The organism is Idiomarina sp. HB (assembly GCF_048059115.1).
GTDB lineage: Bacteria > Pseudomonadota > Gammaproteobacteria > Enterobacterales > Alteromonadaceae > Idiomarina > Idiomarina abyssalis.
On the sequence record NZ_JAYLVU010000001.1, the window covers coordinates 699289 to 721054 of the forward strand.

At 47.5% G+C, this 21766-nt stretch carries 26 protein-coding genes; 11 read left to right on the top strand and 15 right to left on the bottom strand.

What is annotated here, in order from left to right; genetic code table 11:
* Window positions 1-16: 16 nt before the first annotated feature.
* On the bottom strand, window positions 17-1096 hold the full coding sequence (locus VBY75_RS03495; RefSeq protein ID WP_054487455.1) for an AI-2E family transporter: 1080 nt from the start codon (window positions 1094-1096) through the stop codon (window positions 17-19).
* Between the two features lie 146 nt (window positions 1097-1242).
* Between VBY75_RS03495 and VBY75_RS03500 the strand changes: the two genes are divergently transcribed.
* The gene (locus tag VBY75_RS03500; protein ID WP_054487453.1) at window positions 1243-2694 is read left to right on the top strand and encodes a M48 family metalloprotease; all 1452 of its coding nucleotides are present in this window, start codon (window positions 1243-1245) and stop codon (window positions 2692-2694) included.
* Here the strand turns inward: VBY75_RS03500 and VBY75_RS03505 are convergent.
* Window positions 2686-3135, bottom strand: coding sequence for a TlpA disulfide reductase family protein (locus tag VBY75_RS03505; protein ID WP_222236868.1), 450 nt, complete (start codon window positions 3133-3135; stop codon window positions 2686-2688). The genes VBY75_RS03500 and VBY75_RS03505 overlap by 9 nt on opposite strands.
* A gap of 59 nt (window positions 3136-3194) precedes the next feature.
* Here VBY75_RS03505 and arsC point away from each other — a divergent pair, with 59 nt between their 5' ends.
* Genes arsC through VBY75_RS03520 form a run of 3 tightly spaced genes read left to right on the top strand, consistent with a single transcriptional unit; the run spans window position 3195 to window position 4498 of the window.
* The gene (gene arsC / locus VBY75_RS03510) at window positions 3195-3545 is read left to right on the top strand and encodes an arsenate reductase (glutaredoxin) (protein ID WP_054487449.1); all 351 of its coding nucleotides are present in this window, start codon (window positions 3195-3197) and stop codon (window positions 3543-3545) included.
* Window positions 3542-4099 (top strand): NAD(P)H:quinone oxidoreductase, encoded by a 558-nt coding sequence (gene wrbA / locus VBY75_RS03515; RefSeq protein WP_054487447.1) that lies wholly within the window; start codon window positions 3542-3544, stop codon window positions 4097-4099. The genes arsC and wrbA overlap by 4 nt, the downstream gene beginning before the upstream one ends.
* Window positions 4100-4108: 9 nt before the next feature.
* A complete protein-coding gene (locus VBY75_RS03520) occupies window positions 4109-4498 on the top strand; it encodes a DUF2069 domain-containing protein (protein ID WP_054487446.1) in 390 nt (129 codons plus the stop codon).
* Here VBY75_RS03520 and hda read toward each other — a convergent pair.
* Window positions 4495-5208, bottom strand: a complete 714-nt coding sequence (gene hda, locus VBY75_RS03525) for a DnaA regulatory inactivator Hda (protein ID WP_278358647.1) — start codon at window positions 5206-5208, stop codon at window positions 4495-4497. The two genes, VBY75_RS03520 and hda, sit on opposite strands and share 4 nt — an antisense overlap.
* Entirely contained in the window at window positions 5208-6293 is a 1086-nt protein-coding gene (locus VBY75_RS03530) for a DUF2066 domain-containing protein (protein ID WP_416511051.1), read from the bottom strand. The genes hda and VBY75_RS03530 overlap by 1 nt, the downstream gene beginning before the upstream one ends.
* A gap of 152 nt (window positions 6294-6445) precedes the next feature.
* Here VBY75_RS03530 and VBY75_RS03535 point away from each other — a divergent pair, with 152 nt between their 5' ends.
* Window positions 6446-7732, top strand: a complete 1287-nt coding sequence (locus VBY75_RS03535) for an MFS transporter (RefSeq protein WP_416511053.1) — start codon at window positions 6446-6448, stop codon at window positions 7730-7732.
* A gap of 4 nt (window positions 7733-7736) precedes the next feature.
* Here the strand turns inward: VBY75_RS03535 and pgm are convergent, their stop codons facing one another.
* Window positions 7737-9374, bottom strand: a complete 1638-nt coding sequence (gene pgm / locus VBY75_RS03540) for a phosphoglucomutase (alpha-D-glucose-1,6-bisphosphate-dependent) (protein ID WP_416511055.1) — start codon at window positions 9372-9374, stop codon at window positions 7737-7739.
* Window positions 9374-9856 (bottom strand): N-carbamoyl-L-amino acid amidohydrolase, encoded by a 483-nt coding sequence (locus VBY75_RS03545; protein WP_054487438.1) that lies wholly within the window; start codon window positions 9854-9856, stop codon window positions 9374-9376. The genes pgm and VBY75_RS03545 overlap by 1 nt, the downstream gene beginning before the upstream one ends.
* Window positions 9857-9962: 106 nt before the next feature.
* Here VBY75_RS03545 and VBY75_RS03550 point away from each other — a divergent pair, with 106 nt between their 5' ends.
* The 5 genes from VBY75_RS03550 to VBY75_RS03570 all read left to right on the top strand — a co-directional run bounded on the left by VBY75_RS03550 (window position 9963) and on the right by VBY75_RS03570 (window position 13179).
* The gene (locus tag VBY75_RS03550) at window positions 9963-10739 is read left to right on the top strand and encodes an alpha/beta fold hydrolase (protein ID WP_054487436.1); all 777 of its coding nucleotides are present in this window, start codon (window positions 9963-9965) and stop codon (window positions 10737-10739) included.
* Window positions 10740-10823: 84 nt separating this feature from the next.
* The gene (locus VBY75_RS03555; protein WP_054487434.1) at window positions 10824-11039 is read left to right on the top strand and encodes a DUF2788 domain-containing protein; all 216 of its coding nucleotides are present in this window, start codon (window positions 10824-10826) and stop codon (window positions 11037-11039) included.
* Window positions 11040-11116: 77 nt separating this feature from the next.
* A complete protein-coding gene (gene fldA, locus VBY75_RS03560) occupies window positions 11117-11650 on the top strand; it encodes a flavodoxin FldA (RefSeq protein WP_199494639.1) in 534 nt (177 codons plus the stop codon).
* A 45-nt stretch (window positions 11651-11695) separates the two neighbouring features.
* The gene (gene fur, locus VBY75_RS03565) at window positions 11696-12142 is read left to right on the top strand and encodes a ferric iron uptake transcriptional regulator (RefSeq protein ID WP_054487431.1); all 447 of its coding nucleotides are present in this window, start codon (window positions 11696-11698) and stop codon (window positions 12140-12142) included.
* Window positions 12142-13179 (top strand): saccharopine dehydrogenase family protein, encoded by a 1038-nt coding sequence (locus VBY75_RS03570; protein ID WP_416511059.1) that lies wholly within the window; start codon window positions 12142-12144, stop codon window positions 13177-13179. Before fur ends, VBY75_RS03570 begins: the two co-directional genes overlap by 1 nt.
* Here VBY75_RS03570 and glnS read toward each other — a convergent pair.
* The 6 genes from glnS to VBY75_RS03600 are packed head-to-tail and all read right to left on the bottom strand — an operon-like array spanning window position 13166 to window position 18005.
* Window positions 13166-14851, bottom strand: coding sequence for a glutamine--tRNA ligase (gene glnS, locus VBY75_RS03575; protein WP_222236866.1), 1686 nt, complete (start codon window positions 14849-14851; stop codon window positions 13166-13168). The two genes, VBY75_RS03570 and glnS, sit on opposite strands and share 14 nt — an antisense overlap.
* A gap of 48 nt (window positions 14852-14899) precedes the next feature.
* The gene (locus tag VBY75_RS03580) at window positions 14900-15853 is read right to left on the bottom strand and encodes a biotin-dependent carboxyltransferase family protein (protein WP_416511061.1); all 954 of its coding nucleotides are present in this window, start codon (window positions 15851-15853) and stop codon (window positions 14900-14902) included.
* The gene (gene pxpB / locus VBY75_RS03585; RefSeq protein WP_416511063.1) at window positions 15850-16575 is read right to left on the bottom strand and encodes a 5-oxoprolinase subunit PxpB; all 726 of its coding nucleotides are present in this window, start codon (window positions 16573-16575) and stop codon (window positions 15850-15852) included. The genes VBY75_RS03580 and pxpB overlap by 4 nt, the downstream gene beginning before the upstream one ends.
* On the bottom strand, window positions 16568-17332 hold the full coding sequence (locus tag VBY75_RS03590; RefSeq protein WP_054487420.1) for a 5-oxoprolinase subunit PxpA: 765 nt from the start codon (window positions 17330-17332) through the stop codon (window positions 16568-16570). The genes pxpB and VBY75_RS03590 overlap by 8 nt, the downstream gene beginning before the upstream one ends.
* A complete protein-coding gene (locus VBY75_RS03595) occupies window positions 17329-17733 on the bottom strand; it encodes a hypothetical protein (protein ID WP_054487419.1) in 405 nt (134 codons plus the stop codon). Before VBY75_RS03595 ends, VBY75_RS03590 begins: the two co-directional genes overlap by 4 nt.
* Before the next feature lie 11 nt (window positions 17734-17744).
* Window positions 17745-18005 carry a hypothetical protein gene (locus tag VBY75_RS03600; protein WP_224797524.1) on the bottom strand — a complete coding sequence of 87 codons (261 nt, stop codon included), beginning with the start codon at window positions 18003-18005 and terminating at the stop codon, window positions 17745-17747.
* A gap of 76 nt (window positions 18006-18081) precedes the next feature.
* On the opposite strand from VBY75_RS03600, the gene VBY75_RS03605 reads away from it, so the two are divergent.
* Complete coding sequence (locus tag VBY75_RS03605; RefSeq protein ID WP_278355991.1) at window positions 18082-18537, top strand: hypothetical protein; 456 nt, start codon at window positions 18082-18084, stop codon at window positions 18535-18537.
* A gap of 14 nt (window positions 18538-18551) precedes the next feature.
* Here VBY75_RS03605 and VBY75_RS03610 read toward each other — a convergent pair whose 3' ends face one another.
* Genes VBY75_RS03610 through VBY75_RS03620 form a run of 3 tightly spaced genes read right to left on the bottom strand, consistent with a single transcriptional unit; the run spans window position 18552 to window position 21666 of the window.
* A complete protein-coding gene (locus VBY75_RS03610) occupies window positions 18552-19322 on the bottom strand; it encodes an SDR family oxidoreductase (RefSeq protein WP_271331458.1) in 771 nt (256 codons plus the stop codon).
* Between the two features lie 30 nt (window positions 19323-19352).
* A complete protein-coding gene (locus VBY75_RS03615) occupies window positions 19353-20438 on the bottom strand; it encodes a phosphotransferase family protein (protein ID WP_416511067.1) in 1086 nt (361 codons plus the stop codon).
* Window positions 20431-21666 carry an acyl-CoA dehydrogenase family protein gene (locus VBY75_RS03620; protein WP_416511069.1) on the bottom strand — a complete coding sequence of 412 codons (1236 nt, stop codon included), beginning with the start codon at window positions 21664-21666 and terminating at the stop codon, window positions 20431-20433. The genes VBY75_RS03615 and VBY75_RS03620 overlap by 8 nt, the downstream gene beginning before the upstream one ends.
* Window positions 21667-21766: the final 100 nt, after the last annotated feature.

Below are 21766 nucleotides of genomic sequence, written 5' to 3' on the forward strand. Positions count from 1 at the left end.
CTCCAGAAACACCGCATTATTGCGGTGTTTCTTCCACCATATTGTCACCCGTATTACTGTCCCAGGCTGTTAAGACGGCTTTAACCAAACTCGCCAACGGAATAGCAAAGAAAACGCCCCAGAAGCCCCAAATACCGCCGAAAATTAATACCGCGGCAATAATATAAACCGGATTCAGACTTATAGCTTCAGAGAATAATAGCGGCACTAAAAGGTTGCCATCCAGGGCCTGAATAATTAAATAAGCGACAGTAACCCAGACAAATGCGGCTGTCGGGCCAAACTGGAACAAAGCCACAAGCACAACCGGTATCGTTGCAACCGCGGCCCCAATATAAGGAATTAAAACGGATAGCCCCACCATAATGGAAAGCAACGCCGAATAACGCAAACCAAACAGACTGAAGGTAACAAAGGTTACTACGGCAACCACGACCACTTCTATAGCTTTACCTCGAATGTAGTTCATAATTTGCAGGTTCATTTCCTGCCCCACCTGCGAAATTAGCTGTCTGTTTGAAGGCAACAACCGACTAAAGTGAGCAATTAAAATATCCCGATCTTTTAGCATAAAGAAAATGAGTAACGGCACGATAATTAAATAAACCAACATAGCCATAACGTTAACAATAGAAGTTAACGACACCGTTAGCAGGTTCTCACCCAGACCGACCGCCCGTCGCTTCATTTCTTGAGTGAATTCATTAATTTGGTGGTCATCAACTATGCCGGGAAACATCTCGGGCAACTTATGTAGCCAAATTTGTAGGTTGGTCACCATATCCGGCATTTCCTGAATTAAGGTCGTGCTCTGCTGCCAAATAACTGGCACCAGCGTCAGTAAGCCAATGAGCATTACTGCCAGGAACAGGGAAAATGTAATAATGGTCGCTGTAAGTCGGGACAAGCCTAACTGCATGAGTCGCATCACAGGCCAATCTAGCAGGTACGCTAAAGAAATAGCGATTAATAAAGGCACGATTAAACTGCCAAAAAGCACAATGACAAGTACAGTAACTACCAGTAATAGAAACAAAGTCACCGCATTAGGGTCTGAAAATTTCCGTCTATACCACTGCTGAATATATTCCCACATAGTCATCGTCCCTTATTCTTAAGTTCTCTTGATAATATCAGCCCTTGCAATCTTTCCATAACCCCATAGAGTAAAAAGGAACTAAAGATAAGAATTCTGTTCTGATAGTTAGATAGAACCTGTTCCATTGAACCAATGAGTCGTTGATGTCCACCAAAATATTACACTTTTTTATCGCTTGCTTATTCACTTTTTCAATAAGCTATAGCGCTGCAAGTAATGCCGTTCAGGATAATAAGCGTTTACCGGAGATAGGCACCACTGGTGCAGCCTTCATGAGTATTGAGCGTGAACGTGTGGTTGGCGACTTCTATATGCGACAAGTGCGCTCACAAGCCCCTATCATTCACGATCCGGTGTTAGATAGCTATTTAAATAGTATAGGGCAGCGCCTGGTAAGAAATACCAGTGGTGTCCGATACCCATTTAACTTTTTCTGGATTAACAATAAAGAAATTAATGCCTTCGCTTTTATGGGCGGATACGTTGGTGTGCACACAGGGTTAATTGACGAAGCCAGAACCGAGTCAGAACTGGCCGCAGTGCTGGGGCACGAGGTTGCGCACATAACTCAACGCCATATTGTGCGACGCATGCAGGAGCAGCAACGCAGCATGCCAATGACCATAGCTGGCATTATTGGGTCAATTTTAGTCGGCATGGCGAATCCAGAAGCCGGAGCGGCGGGACTGTATACCACTATAGGTATGGCCGGACAGTCTCAAATTAATTACACCAGAATGTATGAACAAGAGGCTGACCGCATTGGCCTTTCAGTTTTGTTAGCCGCCGGGTTTGACCCAAGAGGTGCACCTGATTTCTTTGGGCGTCTAGCGGAGAAGTACCGGTACGTTAGCAAACCGCCTGAAATGCTAATGACGCATCCCCTTCCGGAGTCTCGTATTGCCGATACCCGAAGCCGGGCAGAAAACATGCAACGTGTCGATGTCCCGCCAAGTCTCGATTTTGCTCTGGCAAAGGCCAGGATTCAGGCTCGATATATTGGCAACAGCACCCAAAGCGACTTTCAATCTATGCGCTCTAGCCGTAACGCGATAAACCAGCAAGCCGGACAGTACGCTCTTGCGATACGTGCTTTAGATAACGGTCATACCGATGTTGCCCTTGAGCTGATGCAGCCTTTGCTGGAGCGAGCACCCAACAACCCCTTTTATATCGATGTTCAAACCGATATTTTGCTTGCAAAAGATGACTATGAAACGGTATTGGACTGGTTGCGCGGCAAGTATGTTCAACAACCCAATGAACCCGTTATTACATTAAATTTTGCCAATGCTGCCCTGAAGGCGCAGGACACCTCTCTGGCAGAGAAGCTGCTACGAGACTTTCTGTTACAACAACCCAATGATCCACTCGCGCTTGACCTTCTTACCCAGGTTTATGAACGTAATGGAAAACGTGCGGCTATGTATGAAACTCGCGCTGAGGCACTCGCGCTAAGAGGTAACTTTAAACTGGCTATCGACCAGTTGCATACGGCTCATAATCATACAGACAGTGACCTTACTCACAAACGACTTAACGCACGTATTGACCAAATTCGTAACTTAGAGCAGCAAGTACAAAACTTAATGTGAATTAATGGCACTTTCCAATGATTCAAGATCTTGCTCGCCCATAAGGGGGCCTTTTACCGTGCCATCAGGCTTTATCACATAGGTTGCCGGTAACATTTGTGGGCGTTGAAATGGAAACGCAGGTGCAGGGTCCATCAGCGCCAGTTGGAATTCAATGCCATGGCGCTTTTTGAGCTCAGCGAGTTCGCTATTTGACATCGGGTCAAAACTTACTCCAACTAGTTCAACATTTTCGGGTTTATGGCTGTTAAATTCATTAAGTTCCGGAAGTTCTCGCAAACACGGCGCGCACCATTCAGCAAAATAGTTAACAACAACAGTTTTGCCTTCAAGCTGAGACCAACTGAACTCATTGTTTTGGTCGGTAATAACATCTGGCTTTGGTGAGCATGCCGTTATCAATAACACCGTGGCGGCGTAGACTAGTGTTCTCAGTTTCATTCCTTACCTCAATTACGTTACTATTAACGGATATTCAGATACTACAAGGTACGACACTTATGAGCCAAGTAACAATTTATCATAATCCACGTTGTTCAAAATCAAGACAAACTTTGGAACTACTGCAGAAAAATAATATTGAACCGGAAATTGTCGAGTACCTTAAAACACCCCCGAATGCGGCAGAATTACAAGACATACTGGCTAAATTAAACCTCTCTGCTGAGCAACTCATGAGAAAAAAAGAGACTGTCTATAAAGAGTTGGGGCTAGCCGGCATAAACGACGAAGACGAATTAATTACCGCTATGATCAACAACCCCAAACTGATTGAGCGCCCTATTGTCATTTCCGGGGACAAAGCCGCTATTGGGCGTCCTCCTGAAGCCGTTTTGGATATTCTGTCATGACTTCTGTCGTGATCCTGTATTACAGCCGCAACGGGGCAACACAAAGGCTTGCCGACGCTATTGCAGAAGGAGTAACCAGCGCAGGTGGCGAAGCTGTTCTGCGTAGCACTGGGCACGGCAGTAATGCGGTCAGCGACAGAGATCTGGAAGTTGAAAACAGCGATATTGAAAACTGTGACGCACTGATTCTCGGAAGCCCGACCCGCTTTGGTCATATGGCATCAAGCCTGCAGAAGTTTTGGGAAGGAACCTCTCGTGAATGGTTGCAAGGCGCATTGACCGATAAGCCTGGTGCCGTATTTACTTCATCCAGCTCACTTCATGGTGGACAGGAGTCAACGCTGCTAACACTGGCACTGCCTTTAATTCACCATGGTATGATGTTAGTTGGTATTCCCTATTCGGAGCCTGCCCTGCATCAAACTCAATCGGGTGGCTCACCATACGGAGCCAGTCACCACGAGCACAGTAACAAGCTGACTGAGCACGAACGTCAATGTGCTATTGCACTAGGCAAACGGGTTACAAACTTTGCTAGCAAGCTTTCATCATAGGAATTTTAAATGCCGACATCTCCGCGCTTTTACCGCTGGTTAACACAGGTTTTCTACTGGCCATTACTGGTTTTGGTGGCTTTATGGCACGGTATGCCAACCGATGCGCCAGGAACGCTGCCCGTTTATATTGCTCTTGTTTTATGGGTACTGCCGTTGTTGTTTCCACTCTACGGTCTGGTTAAAGGCAAAGCCTATACACACGCGTGGACCAACTTTATTTTAATGTTTTACTTTCTTCACGGACTCACTGTTGTTTACACACATCCGGACGAGCGGATTTGGTCGATACTGGAAATCATATTGACAACCGGAGCCTTTATCGGGGCAACCGGTTATGCCCGTTATCAAGGACGAGCAGAAGGTTTAGGACTTAAAAAGCTAAAAGACTACAACTAAATTTCCAGAACCTGCTTAACAAAAGGAATTGTTAAGCGTCGCTGATAGGTAATAGAAGCTTGATCAAGTTCATTCAGGGCTTTCATTAAATCACGCATAGAACGCCCCAGTCGCTGAGTCATAAAAGCCGCCACATCGGCAGGAAGCTCCAGTCCACGCCATTGTGCTCTGAGTATTAAAGCGTTATTTTTCTCATCATCGTTTAACGGGTGTACCTGAAACCCCGTTGCCCATTGAAAACGCGACTGTAAGTCCGGCAATACGACCTCGGTCTGAGCCGCCGACTGCTTTGCTGTCATAATGAGCCGGGTAGACTCATTATCGGTTACCCGGTTAATTAAAGAGAACAGTTCGAAGCACCAGTCCTGTTTCAACGTCACAGTGTCAATATCATCCAGGCAAATAAGATCAGCTTGATCAATACCGTTCAACACCGCTTCTGCATCAACCTCAACAAGTTCCTTTAATGGTAAATAAGCAATACGCTGCTGAGGCCCAACCGATGCAATAACACTGTGCATTAAATGGCTTTTCCCCACACCGCTTGTTCCCGACAACCAGGTTAACTGCTGATTTCTTTTTAACGGAGGTTTAGCTTCGGGTAAGGCTTTTAGCCAACTTAATAAGGTCGCGTTATTGCCCTCAAGAAAGGTGGAAAAAAGCTCATCGTCCGGTAACTGAACAGCCAGCGGCAATTGCTGTGGAGGCATCAGCGACCCTCATCCCAGCGGTAAACGGGGGTTTCCGTTTGTTTTGCAGCGACAAAAGGACCAACTTCCTGAGAAACAAGACGCCCATCCAGGTTGATAGCCTGCAGTATTTGGTCGACCGGTCCGTTCACAACAATCTCGAATTCGCTCATATTCTGAGAGTATTTCAATAAGCGAACCTCCCGAACCGATACAATACTTTTCAAAAAGCTTTCCAGTTTTAAAACACTGCTCAGACTGTTTAGCTGCTCAACTTTGACCGTCAGTGTGTTGCGTACGTTCTCATCACCGGCGGTCATGCTGTATTTAGCTGACAGCTTCATCATTAACTGTTCTACTAAAGGTTCTGCCAGCCAGTCAACGCTTGTTGCCGTCACTTCTCCGGCAAACCTGTCATCACCAATTTCTACAAACCAATTCAAACTCCAGGGTGTTTCCTCATTCTCCTGGCGAACAATACGTGCTACCAGTAACCCATCCGTACCATAGCGCTCTGTCGTTGTCCTCACAGGGTCTAAAAAGCGCCCCCAGACATCCATTGCGCTAATGGTGAAATTATCGGTTAAATCCATTAGCGGAAGCTGCACCGGAATACTGTACTGTTTTGCAAAAAATCGAAGTTGCTGGGTAAAAACAGATTCACTGTTACTGTCAATTATTGTGCGTTGCCCGTTGTCACTTTCTTTCGCAATCCACAACATTAACTGAGGTCTGCGACTCCCCCAGTAAGGCAGTTGATGCTCGGCAAGAAGTGCTCTTAACTTCCTGCCGTCAAACGTGGCTGTTAACGTTCGTTGCCCTTGGTTATCGCTGTAACCATATTGCACCAGGTAATTATTGACATCTCGCTTGGCTCGTTCTATCGCTTCGTGCTCTGTCGCATCCGATTTCCCGGTGAGCTTAATAATGACTCGATCAAAAGCCTCACCAATTGCCTGCTGTCGGTGCGATGAACTTTGTGACGCGACTTCAACTTCTGCCGAATACAAATTTTCAATTAACCGCGCTTCAGCATCTGTTGCCGTAAAAGTGACTAACAGCACTAAAAAAGCGACTGCAATGTAATGAATCTTCGACTTTGACATGTCATTATCCAAATAAGACTTTGAGAGCATATTAAACAGCCAGATAGCGAACAGCAAGTAACAACTTGTGGATAAGCTTGTGGGAATCTTCGCTAGGAAAATAAAGCGACTACAGGTAGTATTGCCACAAACGGACGAAGGGTGACAAAGGCATGCTAAAACAACAACTTCGCGGTATCAGCTCACTGCTTGGCAGCATCAGTTTAATTGGGGTCTGTGTTGGCATGACCAGTACCCTACTCAGTTTGCGTGCCACCATTGAAGACTTCGGTACCCTGGTTACCGGTTTTATTATGTCAGCCTACTTTATCGGTTACCTGTTTGGCTCTACCCGCGCACCTAAAGACATTCGCCGGGTAGGCTATATTCGCTCATTCGGGGGGCTTGCCGCATTAGCCGCCTTCAGTATTCTAATGCAGGCCATTTGGGTTGACCCCGTAGTCTGGTTTGTTATGCGTTTTATTACCGGTTTTGCCATTTCCGGTATTTTTGTCATTGTCGAAAGTTGGCTTAATACCATGGCAGATAACCGCAGCCGCGGTACTTTACTGTCTATCTATTTAGTCATTATTTACACTGGCCTCATTGCGGGGCAACTTATTCTAGGCGTGGCAGACCCTGCCGGCTTTGTCGCCTTTGCTATTGTCGCACTTCTGATTAACCTTGCTTTGATTCCAATTTTGGTCAGTGTAACAGTGGAACCGACAACCCATGAAAACCGTAAGGTTCCTGTCTCATTGCTGCTTAAAACGGTGCCGCTGGGTGTGGTAAACGCTTTCATTATGCAAGCCTGCTACGCCATGTTTTATGGTATCGGACCTATGTATGCGTCCTATATTGGTCTGAGCGTTGTGCAAATTACCTTCTTCATGTCAGCTTTTATTGTCGGCGGCCTGATCTCACAAGCCCCTTTCGGTTTATTATCCGATCGAATTGATCGCCGTTTTGTTATTGCTATTTGTGCAACCGGCGGCACGCTGACCGCAATCGCTCTTTCCCAGTTAGCCGCATCAAATGCGCTTCTTATTTACCTGAATGTTGGTTTATTAGGTGCCTTCATTTTGCCGTTATACTCACTGGGCATGGCACACACCAACGACTTTCTCGAACGCGATCAAATGGTCGGAGCAACGGGAGCTATCATAAAAATTGGCGGGGCTGGCTCTATTATCGGGGCACCTGCTGTAGCCGCATTAATGCAGTTTGGTGCTATTAATTACTTCTTCCTGCTTCTGGCTGCGTTAACCGCCTGTGTTGGTTTTTATTCGCTGTACCGCATTACGCGTCGCGCTAAAGCCGAAGACCAGCAACACAGTAACTTTGCCATACTGGCTCCGTCACAAACCTCTGATGAACTATTAACGTCAATGGCTGAAGAAGCGCCGGAGTCAGAAGAAGAGGACGACGAAGAAATGGAATCTAACGCCGTCCTTCGTTAAGAGACTAATCTGTCAGCAGGTCATTCACCCAGATGGTGGCCTGCGTCAGAATGTCATCTAGGTGTTGTTCGCTGACAAAACTTTCCGCGTAGATTTTATAAACCGGTTCAGTCCCTGAAGGTCTTGCCGCAAACCAACCATTGTCGGTGGTCACTTTAATACCGCCAAACTGTGCCCCGTTACCCGACGCTTTTGTAGAAATATCAGACACACTGTCACCTGCCAATTCTGGCAGTTTCATTTTGTATGCGCGAATGCCTTTAAAGCGAGCGTTTTTGTCGGCACTGGAAACGGTATCGACACGACGATAGTAAGACGTGCCATGCTGCTGACATAGTTCATCGTAGTACTGCCCCGGGTTTTTGCCGGTTTTTGCCAATATCTCGGCCGCTAATAAGGCCATGACAATGCCGTCTTTATCGGTGGTCCAGGTACAGCCTTTACGATCAAGCAAGGTTGCACCGGCACTCTCTTCTCCGGCAAACGCAACACTTTGCTCAGCTAACCCTTTCGCAAACCATTTAAAACCCACAGGCACTTCCATCAATGGACGTTCGTTTGCGCTCACCACACGATCAATCATAGCGCTGGATACGAGTGTTTTGCCGATGGCAAGCCCTTTGTCCCAACCACGATTTTTGCATAAGTAATCTATCGCAACCGACAAATAATGATTCGGGTTCAGCAAGCCGTGTGTAGGAGTTACTATACCGTGACGGTCGTAGTCCGGGTCATTGCCAAAAGCTAAGTCGTATTTTTCTTTTAGCTCCAGTAAACTGGCCATGGCAAACGGCGAGGAGCAATCCATGCGAATTTTGCCGTCTTTGTCCAGGGGCATAAATGCGAATGTTGGGTCAACAACGGCATTACGAACCTCAATCGATAAGTTGTAATGCTCAGCAATTTGCTGCCAGTATTTAGCACCTGATCCACCCATGGCATCGACCGCCAGCGTCAGTTTTGCATCCTGAATAGCTGACATATCAATACAGTTTTCAAGTTGACCGATATAATCCGAACGCCAGTCAACAAAAGTCAGTTTCGGATGTTGCAGTACATCTTCACTCTCACAGGTGTTCACCCCGACCAAACCTGATGACAACAACGCATTAGCGTATTTTTCAATAATTCGTGTGACATCAGAATCTGCTGGTCCGCCGTGCGGAGGGTTATATTTAAGCCCACCATCTTCCGGCGGGTTGTGCGATGGTGTGATCACGACACCGTCTGCTTTCGCTTTATTCTTGCTGTTCCACTCAATAACAGCACGGCTTAATACCGGCGTTGGTGTGTAATCGTGCTCCGTCTGAACCTGAACCTCAATGCCATTACCAATAAATACATCCAAAGCACTAATGTAAGCCGACTCTGACAAGGCGTGAGTATCTTTGGCCACCATAATCGGCCCAGTAATTCCCTGCTCTTCGCGATAAGCGCAAATGGCCTGAGCAATAGCCAGAATATGGGCTTCATTAAACGAGCGCTTCAATGAACTGCCACGATGACCCGATGTACCAAAGCTGACTTTTTCTGCCGCTTTACGTGGATCCGGCTCGTAAACGTAATAAGCACTGATCAATCGCGCAATATTCGTCAAATCGCCAGCTTGTGCCAACTGACCTGCTCGCTCGTGATTCGCCATTATAAAAAGTCCCTAATTTTTTCTGCATCTGCTGAATCATAACCCAGCTTTTCTGCAACCTGAGTCAGCATCGATTTTTTCTTTGTGGTATTGGTGTTGGTAATAACCCAAAACGGAGAGTCCGGTATCTGCTTCGGATTGGTGCTGTTACCCGAAGTCAGCAAAGCTTCTTCTGAGCGGGCAAAATACTGACGGTCACGTCCACGAATATCCAGCACCTGCGAGAACTCACTGGAATGACAACGGTAAAGCATGCTCAAAATATACAAAAAACGCGCGACCACACTTTTCTGAATACGAACATCCTGCTCATTTAAACGATTAAAAACCGATTCGGTTTGTTCGCCTTTAGCATCCACAGCAAATTCTGTACTACTCACATCAAGTAATCGGCGCAGAATATCTGAAGCACTCTCGCCTATTTGTCTGGTGTGGCTTGCAATATACGCGTATAAGTCGTCGTCAATGTCAATCCGCTTCATTGTTGACTTTCTACCTCTAAAATTTGAAAGGTTTCGCTTTGTCACTTGCAACGCCCCGACAAAGCCTTGAAAATATAGACCAAAGTTTATCACTAAAGGCCGTTCGATGGCAGACTCTTCATTGTTGAATCACGAAACACTTGGCACCGAAAGCAATCCGGCTGTCATCATTATTCATGGCCTGTTTGGCGACAAAGACAATTTAAAAAGTATCGCCCGCGAACTGTCCGAAGATTACTTCTGTATATTACCGGATGCTCGTAACCACGGTGACTCGTTTCACAGTGACACCATGACTTACCCGGCCCTGGCAGATGATATTATTAAACTGGCCGATGCCTTAGATATTGAGCAGTTTGCTGTACTGGGGCACTCCATGGGTGGCAAAATCGCTATGGAAGTCTGCATGGAGGCGCCGGAAAGGGTCAAAGCGGCCATATTCGCAGACATATCCCCCGCCGCTTATGACGGAACTCACGACAGCATCATGGATGCACTGTCAGGGCTGGATTTAAGTCAGGTAAAAAGTCGCAGCGACGCGGACAAGCAGTTAGCCGATAAAATTTCAGAAAAAGGCGTGCGTCAGTTTTTACTAAAAAACTTAAAAAAGACCGACGACGGCTATCAATGGCGCCTTAATCTCGAAGGGTTAAAACAAAATTACGAGCAAATTTCAGCGGCTGTCAGTAAAGGCCAATACGAAGGCCCTGTACTTTTTATCAAAGGCGGTAACTCAAACTACCTGACAGAAAAGCACCAACAAGAGGTTAACTCGCGCTTTAGCAATGCTTCAGTAAAAATAATAGAAGACGCAGGTCACTGGCTGCACGCCGAGAAGCCCCGAATATTCAACCGGCTCGTGCTTGAGTTTCTGGCTCAGTAATCTCGCCAGCGGCGGCGCTTTATGGTAATCTAGGCGCCGTTAAAAAAACAGTTCAGGCGTTACACATCAGCGAGGTTAAGCAGTATGTTAGCTGAGTATTACGAACAAATTGAAGTTCTGGCCACTAATTTCACACTGGCCATACTATTCTTACTCATAGGCTTAGCCATTCGTGATGTGTTAAAACGCTCAGCGGTACCCAAGTTCGGCCAAATAATTGTGTGGGCAGTACTGTTTCTTGGCTGTTTTGGTTTTATTGCTAAAGGTATTATTCAGGTGCTCTGGGAGTCCGGAGTTTAACCCAATTGATAATTTACGCCGCTGAATGGCAATCCATTCAGTATTGTTTGTTCGTATAACCAGGTGAAAATTGATTTATGGCAACTGTTGGAATTTTCTTTGGAAGCGACACCGGTAACACCGAAGCCGTCGCTCAGATGATTCAGAAAGAACTGGGTAAAAAACTTGTCGACGTTAAAGACGTCGCTAAATCCAGTAAAGAAGATATTGCCAGTTATGACCTACTACTGTTCGGTATTCCGACGTGGTACTACGGCGAAGCTCAGTGCGATTGGGACGATTTTTTCCCCGAACTTGAAGAAATAGACTTCACCGACAAGCTCATTGCTATTTTTGGCTGTGGTGATCAGGAAGACTACGCCGAATACTTCCTGGACGCTATGGGCATGGTACGCGATATTGTCGAAGCACGTGGCGGCATCATTGTCGGGCACTGGCCGACAGAAGGTTATAACTTCGAAGCCTCTAAAGGCATGGCAGATGATGATCACTTTGTCGGCCTGGGTATTGACGAAGACCGTCAACCAGAGCTCACTAAAGAGCGTGTTAGCAAATGGTGCCAGCAGGTTTATGAAGAAATGTGTCTGGCAGAACTGGCAAGTGACAGCTAATACAGGGTATGCTGTTGTACATGTTTAACTGAGATACGAATCATTATGGCGAGTAACGACGAACAGCTAAAAAAAGCAGGACTCAAAGTCACTTCCCCACGGATGAAAATTCTGGAGATTTTAAAACAACCAGAAAACCAACACATCAGTGCTGAAGACGTCTATAAAATTCTGCTGGAACAAAAAGATGAAATTGGCCTGGCTACCGTATATAGGGTACTAAACCAGTTTGATGACGCTGGTATTATTACTCGCCACCACTTTGAAGGTGGTCGTTCGGTATTTGAATTAAGCGCAAAACATCATCATGATCATTTGGTGTGTTTAACCTGCGGGCACGTCTTTGAGTTTGAAGACGACGTTATTGAAGAACGTCAGGACAAAGTTGCCGCAGCCAATAAAATTAAGCTAACAAACCACAGCCTTTATTTGTACGGCGAATGTCAGCGTGGCGAAAGCTGCGAATACAAAGCTGCTGCTGAGGCAGACTAATGGCTCTGCGCTGGCTCATTTACGGGGCATACGGTTACTCGGGCAAACTCATTGCTCATCAGGCAAAAAAGCGCGGTTATCAACCCATTTTAGCCGGCCGTAACGAAGACTCCCTTGAGCCAGTTGCCCGACATCTGAACTTTCAATACAAAGCCTTTTCGCTCGACAATATCGATGAAGTGAAAAAGCAATTAGAAGATGTTGATCTTGTCATTAATTGCGCTGGTCCGTTTAGTCAAACAGCGGCCCCTCTTATTCAAGCCTGTATCGATACCAAAACTCATTATTTAGATATTACCGGCGAGATAGACGTATTTGAATACGCTCACTCCATGGACAAAGCCGCGCGCGAGGCCGGTATTGTTATTTGTCCTGGTGTTGGGTTTGACGTTATTCCAACAGATTGCATTGCCGCAAGGCTAAATGCCCAAATGCCGGAAGCCGAGCATCTGGCTTTAGGCTTTGACTCCGGTTCACGTATGAGCCGGGGCACAGCCAAAACCAGTATCGAGCGTTTAGGTCGTGGAGGTGCAGCCCGCATTAACGGACAAATTACCGATGTTCCGCACGCCTGGCATTCTCGCTGGATAGATTTTGGTAATGGTGAGAAGTGTGCCATGACCATTCCCTGGGGCGATGTCTCTACCGCCTACTACACGACAGAAATTCCCAATATTGAAGTGTACATACCGGCCAGCCCACGCTTAGTGAAGAAAATGCGCCGGATGAACTGGTTCCGTTGGGTATTTAACTGGAAATGGGTTCAGGCTAAGCTGAAGAAGAAGCTGGAGTCTCAGCCTGCAGGCCCTGAAGAAAAAGAACGGAAGAACAACCCGACTTACGTTTGGGGTGAAATTACCGATGGCAAAGGTAATAAGAAAAGTATGCGGGTAAAAGTGAAAAATGGCTATTCGCTAACCGCCGAAGGCGCAGTTGAGTTAGCCATTCATACCTTAAGCCAGAAACAGTCAGGGGGCTTTTACACCCCCTCGCGTTTATACGGCGCTAAGCTACTGGACCAGTTTACGATTCAGTAGCTTGCTGCTGTTCTATTTTAGCCCAGCTGTCACGTAGTCCAACCGTCTGGTTGAATATCAAACGAGCTTCTGTATCAGCATCCTGATCCAGGCAGTAGTAGCCCAGGCGCTCAAACTGGAAGTTCTCGCCCAGTTTTGCATTCGCTAAGTTAGCTTCCACAAAGCCCTTCTTGATAACCAGAGACTCAGGGTTCAGCGTCGAGAATAAGTCTTCCTCTGCAGCCGGGTTAGGTACCTGGAATAAACGGTCATACACGCGGAACTCTGCTTCTTTCGCTGTTTCTGCCGAAACCCAATGAATAACCCCTTTTACCTTACGGCCGTCCGCAGGGTCCTTGCCTAAGGTCTCAGCGTCGTAGTGGCAGTAAATAGTCTGAATTTCACCGTTATCGTCTGTTTCAACGCGATCCGCGCGAATAACATAGGCATTGCGTAAGCGCACTTCTTTATCCAGCACCAGACGCTTGAACTTTTTATTCGCCGATTCACGGAAGTCTTCCCGCTCAATCCAAATCTCGCGGCTAAAGGTTACCTGACGCGAGCCCATTTCAGGGTCATTCGGATGGTTTGGCGCATCCAGCAACTCTTGCTCACCCTCAGGGTAGTTTTCAATAACAATCTTCACCGGATCCATAACAGCCATTGCGCGTGGTGCATTGGCGTTCAGGTCGTCACGAATGCAGGCTTCCAGCATGCTCATCTCTACCTGATTATCCATTTTGGTCACACCAATGCGACGACAGAACTCACGTATTGAGTCCGGCGTGTAACCTCTGCGGCGCAAACCAGCAATACTGGCAACACGCGGATCGTCCCACCCGGTCACTTTATTTTCTTCTACCAGCGTATTGATAATGCGCTTACTCATCACCGTGTATTGCAGGTTAAGACGCGAGAATTCAATTTGCTGCGGGTGACAGTCTATGCTGATGTTATCCAGTACCCAGTCGTACAAGCGACGGTTATCCTGGAACTCAAGCGTACACAGCGAGTGTGTAATGCCCTCCAGCGCATCTGAAATACAGTGAGTGAAGTCGTACATTGGGTAAACGCACCATTTATCACCCGTCTGGTGATGATGCACAAAACGCACACGGTAAATAACCGGATCGCGCATACACATAAACGGCGAGCTCATATCAATTTTTGCCCGTAATGCCGCGGTGCCTTCTTCGTGCTTACCTGCTGTCATGTCAGCGAAGTGCTTTAAATTCTCTTCCACAGAAGTATCACGGTAAGGGCTGTTCACACCCGGCTCTTTCAGGGTACCGCGCATTTCGCGCATTTTATCCTGCGAACTGAAATCAACGTAGGCCAGGCCTTTTTCAATGAGCTCAACTGCAAACGCGTGCAGCTGATCAAAGTAGTTAGAGGAATAACGCGGCTCGCCTTCCCAGTCATAACCCAGCCACTCCACGTCTTTTTTTATGGAGTTCACATAGTCCACTTTTTCTTTCAGTGGGTTGGTGTCATCAAAACGCAGGTTACAGGTGCCGTTATAGTCTTCGGCAATACCGAAATTCAGCACTATCGATTTGGCATGGCCAATATGCAGGTAACCATTAGGTTCCGGAGGAAAACGGGTATGTACGGTAGAGTGCTTACCACTGGCCAAATCTTTATCAATGATTTGACGAATAAAATTACTGGGACGTGAATCAGTATCAGCCATGAACCTTTTGTCTCCGCTACAAAATCAACACCGGATAAAATGAAGCGGTTATGATCGCAGGTTATCGCCTGCCTGACAAGTTAAGCGAACATTAAAAAACTGATAAAAACGGCGCAGTTGCTGCTGTGCAACTTTACCCTCAATGCGGGTAAAACGAACGGTCTGACCCGGTTGGCATTGCGCCAGCCGACCTAAATCGAACGGGTTAATGGTGCCCAGTTTGGGGTAGCCCCCTAAGGTCTGCCTGTCGTGCATCATAATAATAGGCTGGCCATTCGCCGGCACCTGTACAGACCCCACATTCACACCTTCAGATACCAGCCCCTCACCGTCATAATCTAAGGCTTTACCAGACAAACGAATGCCCATACGGTCGCTGTCTTTAGTGACTTCATAATCTTCGTAGCAGAAAGCTTCTCTTGCAGACATGGGAAAAGCCTCGTACTGAAAGCCCGGTATTAAGCCAATAACCGGTGTCTTTTCATAATTCGGCCGGTAAGCCCAGCCAACACGGCGAGACATCTGCAATTCTTGCTGATTAAAACTAATCTCATCGCCCGCTTTTAAAGGAGAGCCATCTCCATACAAACCACCCACTGCATCACGGGTAACGGTTGCACAGCTGCCCCACTTAGGTTCAACCTGAAACCCGCCCTGCACCGCTAAATACGCGCGAACACCCGCCGTAGCGTAACCCATTTTTAGCCGCTGACCAGCACGTACCTTAAAGTTCTGCCAGTTGTTTAGCGTTTCGCCGTCCAGTGTCAATTCAACACCAGCGCCGGTTACAGCACACTGACAATCACAGTCAAACTCTGCTTCAAAGCCACCCAAAGTGACTTCTATTTGTGCGGCATTAAAATCATTATTCAGTAGCCGGTTTGCCCATAAAAACGCATGTTCATCCATCGGTCCGCCCCGGGTCAGGCCTTTCGACAAATAGCCAAAGCGTCCAAAATCCTGAATGGCTGCGCGCATGCCCGGCTCAATAATACGCATCATGACAAAGCCTCCGTGTCGCCGCCGTCATCAACAAACTGCTCTTTGCTGACCGAGTAAAACTCCACTTCATCACCCACATTCAGTGGGCTGATGGTCCCGGAGGACGGGTCATACAATTGCGTTGAAGTGCGGCCAATAATGTTCCAACCGCCGGGAGACGATGACGGATAAACTGCGGTCTGGCTTTCGGCAATAGCAACGCTGCCTGCGGTAATACGTTTTCGGGGGTTATCTAAACGGGGCGTTCTGATCTTCTCGTTAACCTCACCCAGGTAAGCAAACCCCGGCGCAAAGCCCATAGCGTACACACGATAGGTTTGCTCAGTATGGGCTTTGATCACATCATCCACTGAACAATTGTTTGTCTCTGCAATGCGGGCTAAATCCGGCCCGACGCTTTCGTCATAATAAACCGGAATACGATGATGCTTGCCGGTCAGTTCTTGGTCATCGCTGGTTAAATCGCTTAGGGTTTTACGCAGGCGTTCGCGTATTTCCGGCTCATCGGTGCGCAGAACATCGTAATACACCATTAAAGAGTTATAAGACGGCACTAAGTCCAGCACCACGTCCGACAGTTGTTCTTCTACCGCTTTAACCGCTGCAAGAACCTGTTGGTTAACCGAAACACTGATGCCCTCGCCTAAGTAGACGATAACGGCATCGGCACCGGCAGAAACCAGTTTTGGAAAGTTAGACTCTTTAGTCGCAGAGTTAGTCATAAGCTTTTCGGACGATATCCCGCAGTTTCTCCACTGTTTCTATCGCCTTTGGATTATCCCCGTGAACACAAAGAGAATCGATTTCAATTTGCAACGACTTACCAGATACACTCTCAATAGCACGACCGTTAGCAAATGCCTCAGCTTGAGCATACATGGTTTCCGTATCACCATGCACGGCATCAGAATTGCTTCGTGAGCGCAGTTGCCCGTTGTCGTCATAAGCCCGGTCAGCAAAGCCTTCAAACCATAATTCGACATTAAATTTTTGTGCACGGTGGCGCCAGGCATCGTTTTCAGGGGTTGCCATAACCATTAACGGTAAAGGTTCATGGCGGTCGTCCTGCAATGCAGCGATAGCTTCGCAGACCGCATCAAACTGCTGCCCGTCGCTCAGCATGTCATTATAAAGTGCTCCGTGCGGCTTCACGTAACTCACTTCAGTTTTCTGTCCGGCGCAAATGCCCTGCAGAGCGCCGACCTGGTATTGAATTAATGCCGTCACTTCGTCGGGTTTTAACTTCATGTGGCGTCGCCCGAAACCAACAAGATCAGGATACGCCGGGTGCGCTCCTATGGTCACATTATGCTGTTTTGCCAGCTTAACCGTTTTTAGCATGGTCAGGGGGTCTGACGCATGAAAACCACAAGCCACATTGGCGCAGTCAATGTGGGGCATGATCAAATCATCTGCCCCCATTGTCCAGGCACCAAAACTTTCTCCAATATCACTGTTTAGTGTAATTTGACGGCTCATTCCTTACCTTTTTCAGACTTTCTGGCTTCAATATCACCCATTAGCTTGGTTAACCCCACACCAAACAAGTACAAACCAATACCAACAGAAGCTAGCTGTAATGGCGGTAAACTTAGTACTATCAACTGGTGTTTAGCAAATACGGCGATTGCACCAATGAGTCCCATAGTCGTTATGGCGCTGGCAACCAAGGTTACCGGCCCCATCCATGAGATAAGCGAGCGCAATCGAAGTAAGGCTCCCAGCCCACCAAGGACAAGCCCCCAGGCAATAGGAACGCCTAACTTGTACCAACTCAGATCAAAGTTCGCAATCAATGTAATCAGTTCTTCCTGCTCTGCAGTATAGAAAAATAAGCCGACTGCACCTGCTAAAATAACAATTCGTTTTGCTATATTCATTACTTAGATTCCTACATAAACAGACTGATAATAAAAAGGATAATCGCGATAATCGGAACCCAGAGAATTGGAGACTGATACCATTTTAACGTTGGCTTATCGGTGCGGTTAAGCGACTTTAAAGTCGGCTGCTTATAAAGCCAGATAATACCTATCAGCATCAGGACCGCACCCGACAGCCTGACATTAGTATCGTTGTCACTTACCACACCCAAAACAGCCATTAACAGGCCTGCAATAAGAATCAGTAATGCCAAAACACGTTGCCACATACTTCCCCCAAGTCATTGTTCTTATATTTATTGTCTTTATACTAAGAACTTATACTGTATCAGGTTCTGGAGCCATATGTTAAAGCAAATTCTGCTCGGCGTGAGCGCTATTATTATTACTGTTATCGTCATTCTTGGTAGCGCTGTTATTTATCAGAAGACCACCATGCAACCTGACCTTCCGCACGAGGAAGACTGTGAAATACAGCAAATAGTAACAACCGACGACGGTTCTTTAGAAGCTCATAGCTACTGGTGTGAGCGTGGTAAAAACACGCAATGGAAAGGTTATGAAATTTGGTTACACGAGCCGCAGCCGGATAAATGGCAACGCATTATGACCACCGAACACGACGGCTGCATTAAACTGGAATTGGCTGATCATAAACTCGAGATAAACCACGACGGAAAACGCGGTGACATGTTTTTAGTCGAACCGGTATTTCTGTTTAACGATGCACAAGGCGTCAGCCAATCTCTGTCGGTTCAGGTTTCTACCCGTGGCGACGCCGTGTGCCCTGGCTCTGAGTAAAACGCTGGCTCGGATTAAGCCAGCTTTAACACCCACTTGAGCGGCAGGCGTTTCATTAGGAACGCCATTAATGCCCAGGGCCAGTAAGGGACGTACGCTTTTACCGGCTCTTTATTAATGGCCTTCGCCAGCAGTCGGCAACCTGTCTCGGTATCCACCATAAAAGGCGTATTTTTCACTTTTTCATTAATTTCAGAGCGAATGTAGCCCGGATAAATGGTCGACACTTTAATTGGGCTGTTGCTGCCGTAGGTTTTCATTAAGTCTGCACGAATACCCTCGGTTAACGACGCCAAACCAGCCTTGGTTGCTGCATACACCGTCATAGCCCGTGGCATACCACGGAAAGCACTCATGGACGAAATAGTCACTAAATGCCCGCCTTTTTGCTCGCGCAGAATTTCCATAGCCGCTTCACATTGCGCCAGCGCCGCCACAAAATTCGTTTCCGCCGTGGCTTTATTGGCCTCAAAGTAGCCCGTACCTAACGCCGCGCCTTTGCCCATGCCCGCATTAATAATAAAGCGGTCAATGTGCCCCTGCTCTTGTTTAAATTCCTGAAACACACGGAATACGTCTTCGTGAGCATTTACGTCCAGCGTTTTAATGCTGACAGTTATGCCTGAGTGCTTGTCTTCCAGCTCGGTTTTTAGCGCTTCTAAGCGATCTAAACGGCGGGCGCACAGACATAAGTTTTTGCCTTCTGCAGCAAATTCGCGCGCCATGCCCTGCCCTAAGCCGGAGCTGGCACCCGTAATTAAAATGGTCTTCCGTTCTTGCGGCATTGTTGAGCTCTCTTTTTTTATTATAATTCGTTAAGCTTTAGCGATACGGCGACGGCAGCGCCACAGCAAATAATTCACCAGGAACCAAAAGTTCTTAAAGGCTTTGTTATTGGTTTGCTTATGGTGATACCGGTAATAAATTTGCTGGGCTATAACTGCCAAACGGAATAAGCCAAACACTTCATAAAAGGCAAAGTCTTCCACCTTGGTGCCGGTGCGCTCACAGTAGTAATCGATAATTTCTTTGCGCGTTAGCATGCCCGGATAGTCGCTGGGTTGGCGTTTAGTTGCGCGCGCCACTTTGTCATCGCCTGCTTCTATCCAGTACGCCAGCGAGTTACCTAAGTCCATTAACGGGTTGCCTAAGGTCGCCAGCTCCCAGTCCAGAATACCGATAATGTCAGTTGGGTCTTCCGGGTTGAGTATCAGGTTGTCCAGCCTAAAGTCATTATGAACAAGACAAATGGTTTCATTTTCAGGCTTATTTTCCTGCAACCAGCGCATGACCGAACCCGCACCGAACACATTCCAGGTTTTTGCTTTTTCGTAACGGCCACACCAACCATTCACCTGCCTGTCAGTATAGCCTTTACCTTTTGCAATTTTGCGTAGGCCAGTGCTGTCTAAATCTACCTGGTGCAGCTTTATCAGTTTATCCAGTGCATTCGTACATAGCTGCCGAGCCTGTTCAGAACTTAAGTCCAGCCCTTTTGGAAACTTCCGACGCGGGATAATACCGGTAATGTGCTCCATAACATAAAACTCAGCACCAATAACCGACTCGTCACGGCAATACGCCAACATTCTGGGTACGTGTGGAAACTCTGGTCTCAGTCGTTTTTGCAGGCGGAACTCACGACCCATGTCGTGGGCTGACTTGGCCTTTGTGCCATCTGGCGGGCGGCGCAAAACCAAAGCCAGACCGTTGTAATCTAATCGGTAAGTCCAGTTAGACACACCACCGGTATACTGAGTAATGCGTAGCGTACCCCGGTCTTTAGGCAGCTCATCACCAATATGCTCTGCCAACCAGTTATCTAATGCCTCAATTGGTAAGGTTTCTTCTTCGCGTACGTCACTCGCCTGGTCAACTACGGCGGATGAAGGATCAGTCATTGGTGCGCCCTTTCCATTGTTTTAATTCGTTTTTTGCAATAGTCGCACGGTGAACCGCATCGGGTCCATCGGCAATACGTAATGAACGGGCTACCGTCAGTAGCCCCGGTAACGGTGTGTCGTGACACATAGAAGCGCCACCAAACAGCTGCATGGTTTCATCCACCACTTTTTGCAGCACATTCGGTGCCACCAGCTTAATGGCCGATATTTCTTTAATGGCTTTCATGGCGCCAATGTTGTCGATTTGCCAGGCCGCGTGCAGAGTCAGCAAGCGCGCTTGATCAATCGCCACGCGTAAATCGGCTAAACGCTCGGTGTTGCCGCCAAGTTTCATTAAGGGTTCACCAAAGGCAATGCGCGACACGCCACGCTCAATGAAAAGCTCCAGCGCCCGCTCTGCCGCGCCAATAGCCCGCATACAATGGTGAATACGCCCCGGCCCTAAACGCCCCTGCGCAATTTTAAAACCCGCACCGGGGCCAACAATAATGTTCTCTTTCGGGACGCGCACGTTGTCGAACACCACCTCGCCATGACCATAAGGCGCGTCGTACTCGCCTAACGCCGGCAGCATGCGCTCTATGTTAACGCCCGGAGTGTTTAACGGCACCAACACCATAGAATGTCGATGATGCTTTTCAGCGTCTTCATCAGTAAGCCCCATAACAATGGCAATTTCAGCGTCAGGGTGTCCCAGCCCCGTACTCCACCACTTGCGGCCATTAATAACCCAGTCGGAGCCATCGGCCTTAATGGTGGTTTGCATATTGGTAGCATCGGAGGACGCGACATCGGGCTCTGTCATACAAAATACCGAGCGAATGTTGCCATTTAGAAGCGGTGTTAACCACTGCTCTTGCTGCGGATCATCACCAAAATGATACAGCACTTCCATATTGCCGGTGTCGGGAGCGTTACAGTTGAACACCTCGGGCGCTAGCAGACTGCGACCCATGCGCTCAGCTAATGGCGCATATTCCAGCGTGCTTAAACCAGCACCCAGTTCTTCGTCCGGCAAAAACAAGTTCCAAAGCCCCTGCTCTTTGGCTAACTGCTTAAGCTCAGCCACCCGTGGTGGCACCTGCCACTCACGCCAGTTAGGCGTGCTGTTCAGCCGATAATTCTCTTTCTGATACTGGTTTTCATACGGCTCAATATGCTCGCGCATAAACGCATCTAGCCGCGCCAAATAGTCCTTTGTTTTCGCACTGTAGGAAAAGTCCATAATGCCCGCTCCCAACGAATAGTTAACAGCATTGTAGACTTGAAAGTGTTGGTGGTACAACCAGAGTTGGAGGGGGAGCAAAACAAATGATCTGAGTTTG

What these genes read in the sequence shown, in the direction of transcription:
- VBY75_RS03495 (WP_054487455.1), bottom strand. Translation starts at nt 1,096, where the DNA reads ATGTGGGAATATATTCAGCAGTGGTATAGACGGAAATTTTCAGACCCT.
- VBY75_RS03500 (WP_054487453.1), top strand. Translation starts at nt 1,243, where the DNA reads ATGTCCACCAAAATATTACACTTTTTTATCGCTTGCTTATTCACTTTT.
- VBY75_RS03505 (WP_222236868.1), bottom strand. Translation starts at nt 3,135, where the DNA reads ATGAAACTGAGAACACTAGTCTACGCCGCCACGGTGTTATTGATAACG.
- arsC (WP_054487449.1), top strand. Translation starts at nt 3,195, where the DNA reads ATGAGCCAAGTAACAATTTATCATAATCCACGTTGTTCAAAATCAAGA.
- wrbA (WP_054487447.1), top strand. Translation starts at nt 3,542, where the DNA reads ATGACTTCTGTCGTGATCCTGTATTACAGCCGCAACGGGGCAACACAA.
- VBY75_RS03520 (WP_054487446.1), top strand. Translation starts at nt 4,109, where the DNA reads ATGCCGACATCTCCGCGCTTTTACCGCTGGTTAACACAGGTTTTCTAC.
- hda (WP_278358647.1), bottom strand. Translation starts at nt 5,208, where the DNA reads ATGCCTCCACAGCAATTGCCGCTGGCTGTTCAGTTACCGGACGATGAG.
- VBY75_RS03530 (WP_416511051.1), bottom strand. Translation starts at nt 6,293, where the DNA reads ATGTCAAAGTCGAAGATTCATTACATTGCAGTCGCTTTTTTAGTGCTG.
- VBY75_RS03535 (WP_416511053.1), top strand. Translation starts at nt 6,446, where the DNA reads ATGCTAAAACAACAACTTCGCGGTATCAGCTCACTGCTTGGCAGCATC.
- pgm (WP_416511055.1), bottom strand. Translation starts at nt 9,374, where the DNA reads ATGGCGAATCACGAGCGAGCAGGTCAGTTGGCACAAGCTGGCGATTTG.
- VBY75_RS03545 (WP_054487438.1), bottom strand. Translation starts at nt 9,856, where the DNA reads ATGAAGCGGATTGACATTGACGACGACTTATACGCGTATATTGCAAGC.
- VBY75_RS03550 (WP_054487436.1), top strand. Translation starts at nt 9,963, where the DNA reads ATGGCAGACTCTTCATTGTTGAATCACGAAACACTTGGCACCGAAAGC.
- VBY75_RS03555 (WP_054487434.1), top strand. Translation starts at nt 10,824, where the DNA reads ATGTTAGCTGAGTATTACGAACAAATTGAAGTTCTGGCCACTAATTTC.
- fldA (WP_199494639.1), top strand. Translation starts at nt 11,117, where the DNA reads ATGGCAACTGTTGGAATTTTCTTTGGAAGCGACACCGGTAACACCGAA.
- fur (WP_054487431.1), top strand. Translation starts at nt 11,696, where the DNA reads ATGGCGAGTAACGACGAACAGCTAAAAAAAGCAGGACTCAAAGTCACT.
- VBY75_RS03570 (WP_416511059.1), top strand. Translation starts at nt 12,142, where the DNA reads ATGGCTCTGCGCTGGCTCATTTACGGGGCATACGGTTACTCGGGCAAA.
- glnS (WP_222236866.1), bottom strand. Translation starts at nt 14,851, where the DNA reads ATGGCTGATACTGATTCACGTCCCAGTAATTTTATTCGTCAAATCATT.
- VBY75_RS03580 (WP_416511061.1), bottom strand. Translation starts at nt 15,853, where the DNA reads ATGATGCGTATTATTGAGCCGGGCATGCGCGCAGCCATTCAGGATTTT.
- pxpB (WP_416511063.1), bottom strand. Translation starts at nt 16,575, where the DNA reads ATGACTAACTCTGCGACTAAAGAGTCTAACTTTCCAAAACTGGTTTCT.
- VBY75_RS03590 (WP_054487420.1), bottom strand. Translation starts at nt 17,332, where the DNA reads ATGAGCCGTCAAATTACACTAAACAGTGATATTGGAGAAAGTTTTGGT.
- VBY75_RS03595 (WP_054487419.1), bottom strand. Translation starts at nt 17,733, where the DNA reads ATGAATATAGCAAAACGAATTGTTATTTTAGCAGGTGCAGTCGGCTTA.
- VBY75_RS03600 (WP_224797524.1), bottom strand. Translation starts at nt 18,005, where the DNA reads ATGTGGCAACGTGTTTTGGCATTACTGATTCTTATTGCAGGCCTGTTA.
- VBY75_RS03605 (WP_278355991.1), top strand. Translation starts at nt 18,082, where the DNA reads ATGTTAAAGCAAATTCTGCTCGGCGTGAGCGCTATTATTATTACTGTT.
- VBY75_RS03610 (WP_271331458.1), bottom strand. Translation starts at nt 19,322, where the DNA reads ATGCCGCAAGAACGGAAGACCATTTTAATTACGGGTGCCAGCTCCGGC.
- VBY75_RS03615 (WP_416511067.1), bottom strand. Translation starts at nt 20,438, where the DNA reads ATGACTGATCCTTCATCCGCCGTAGTTGACCAGGCGAGTGACGTACGC.
- VBY75_RS03620 (WP_416511069.1), bottom strand. Translation starts at nt 21,666, where the DNA reads ATGGACTTTTCCTACAGTGCGAAAACAAAGGACTATTTGGCGCGGCTA.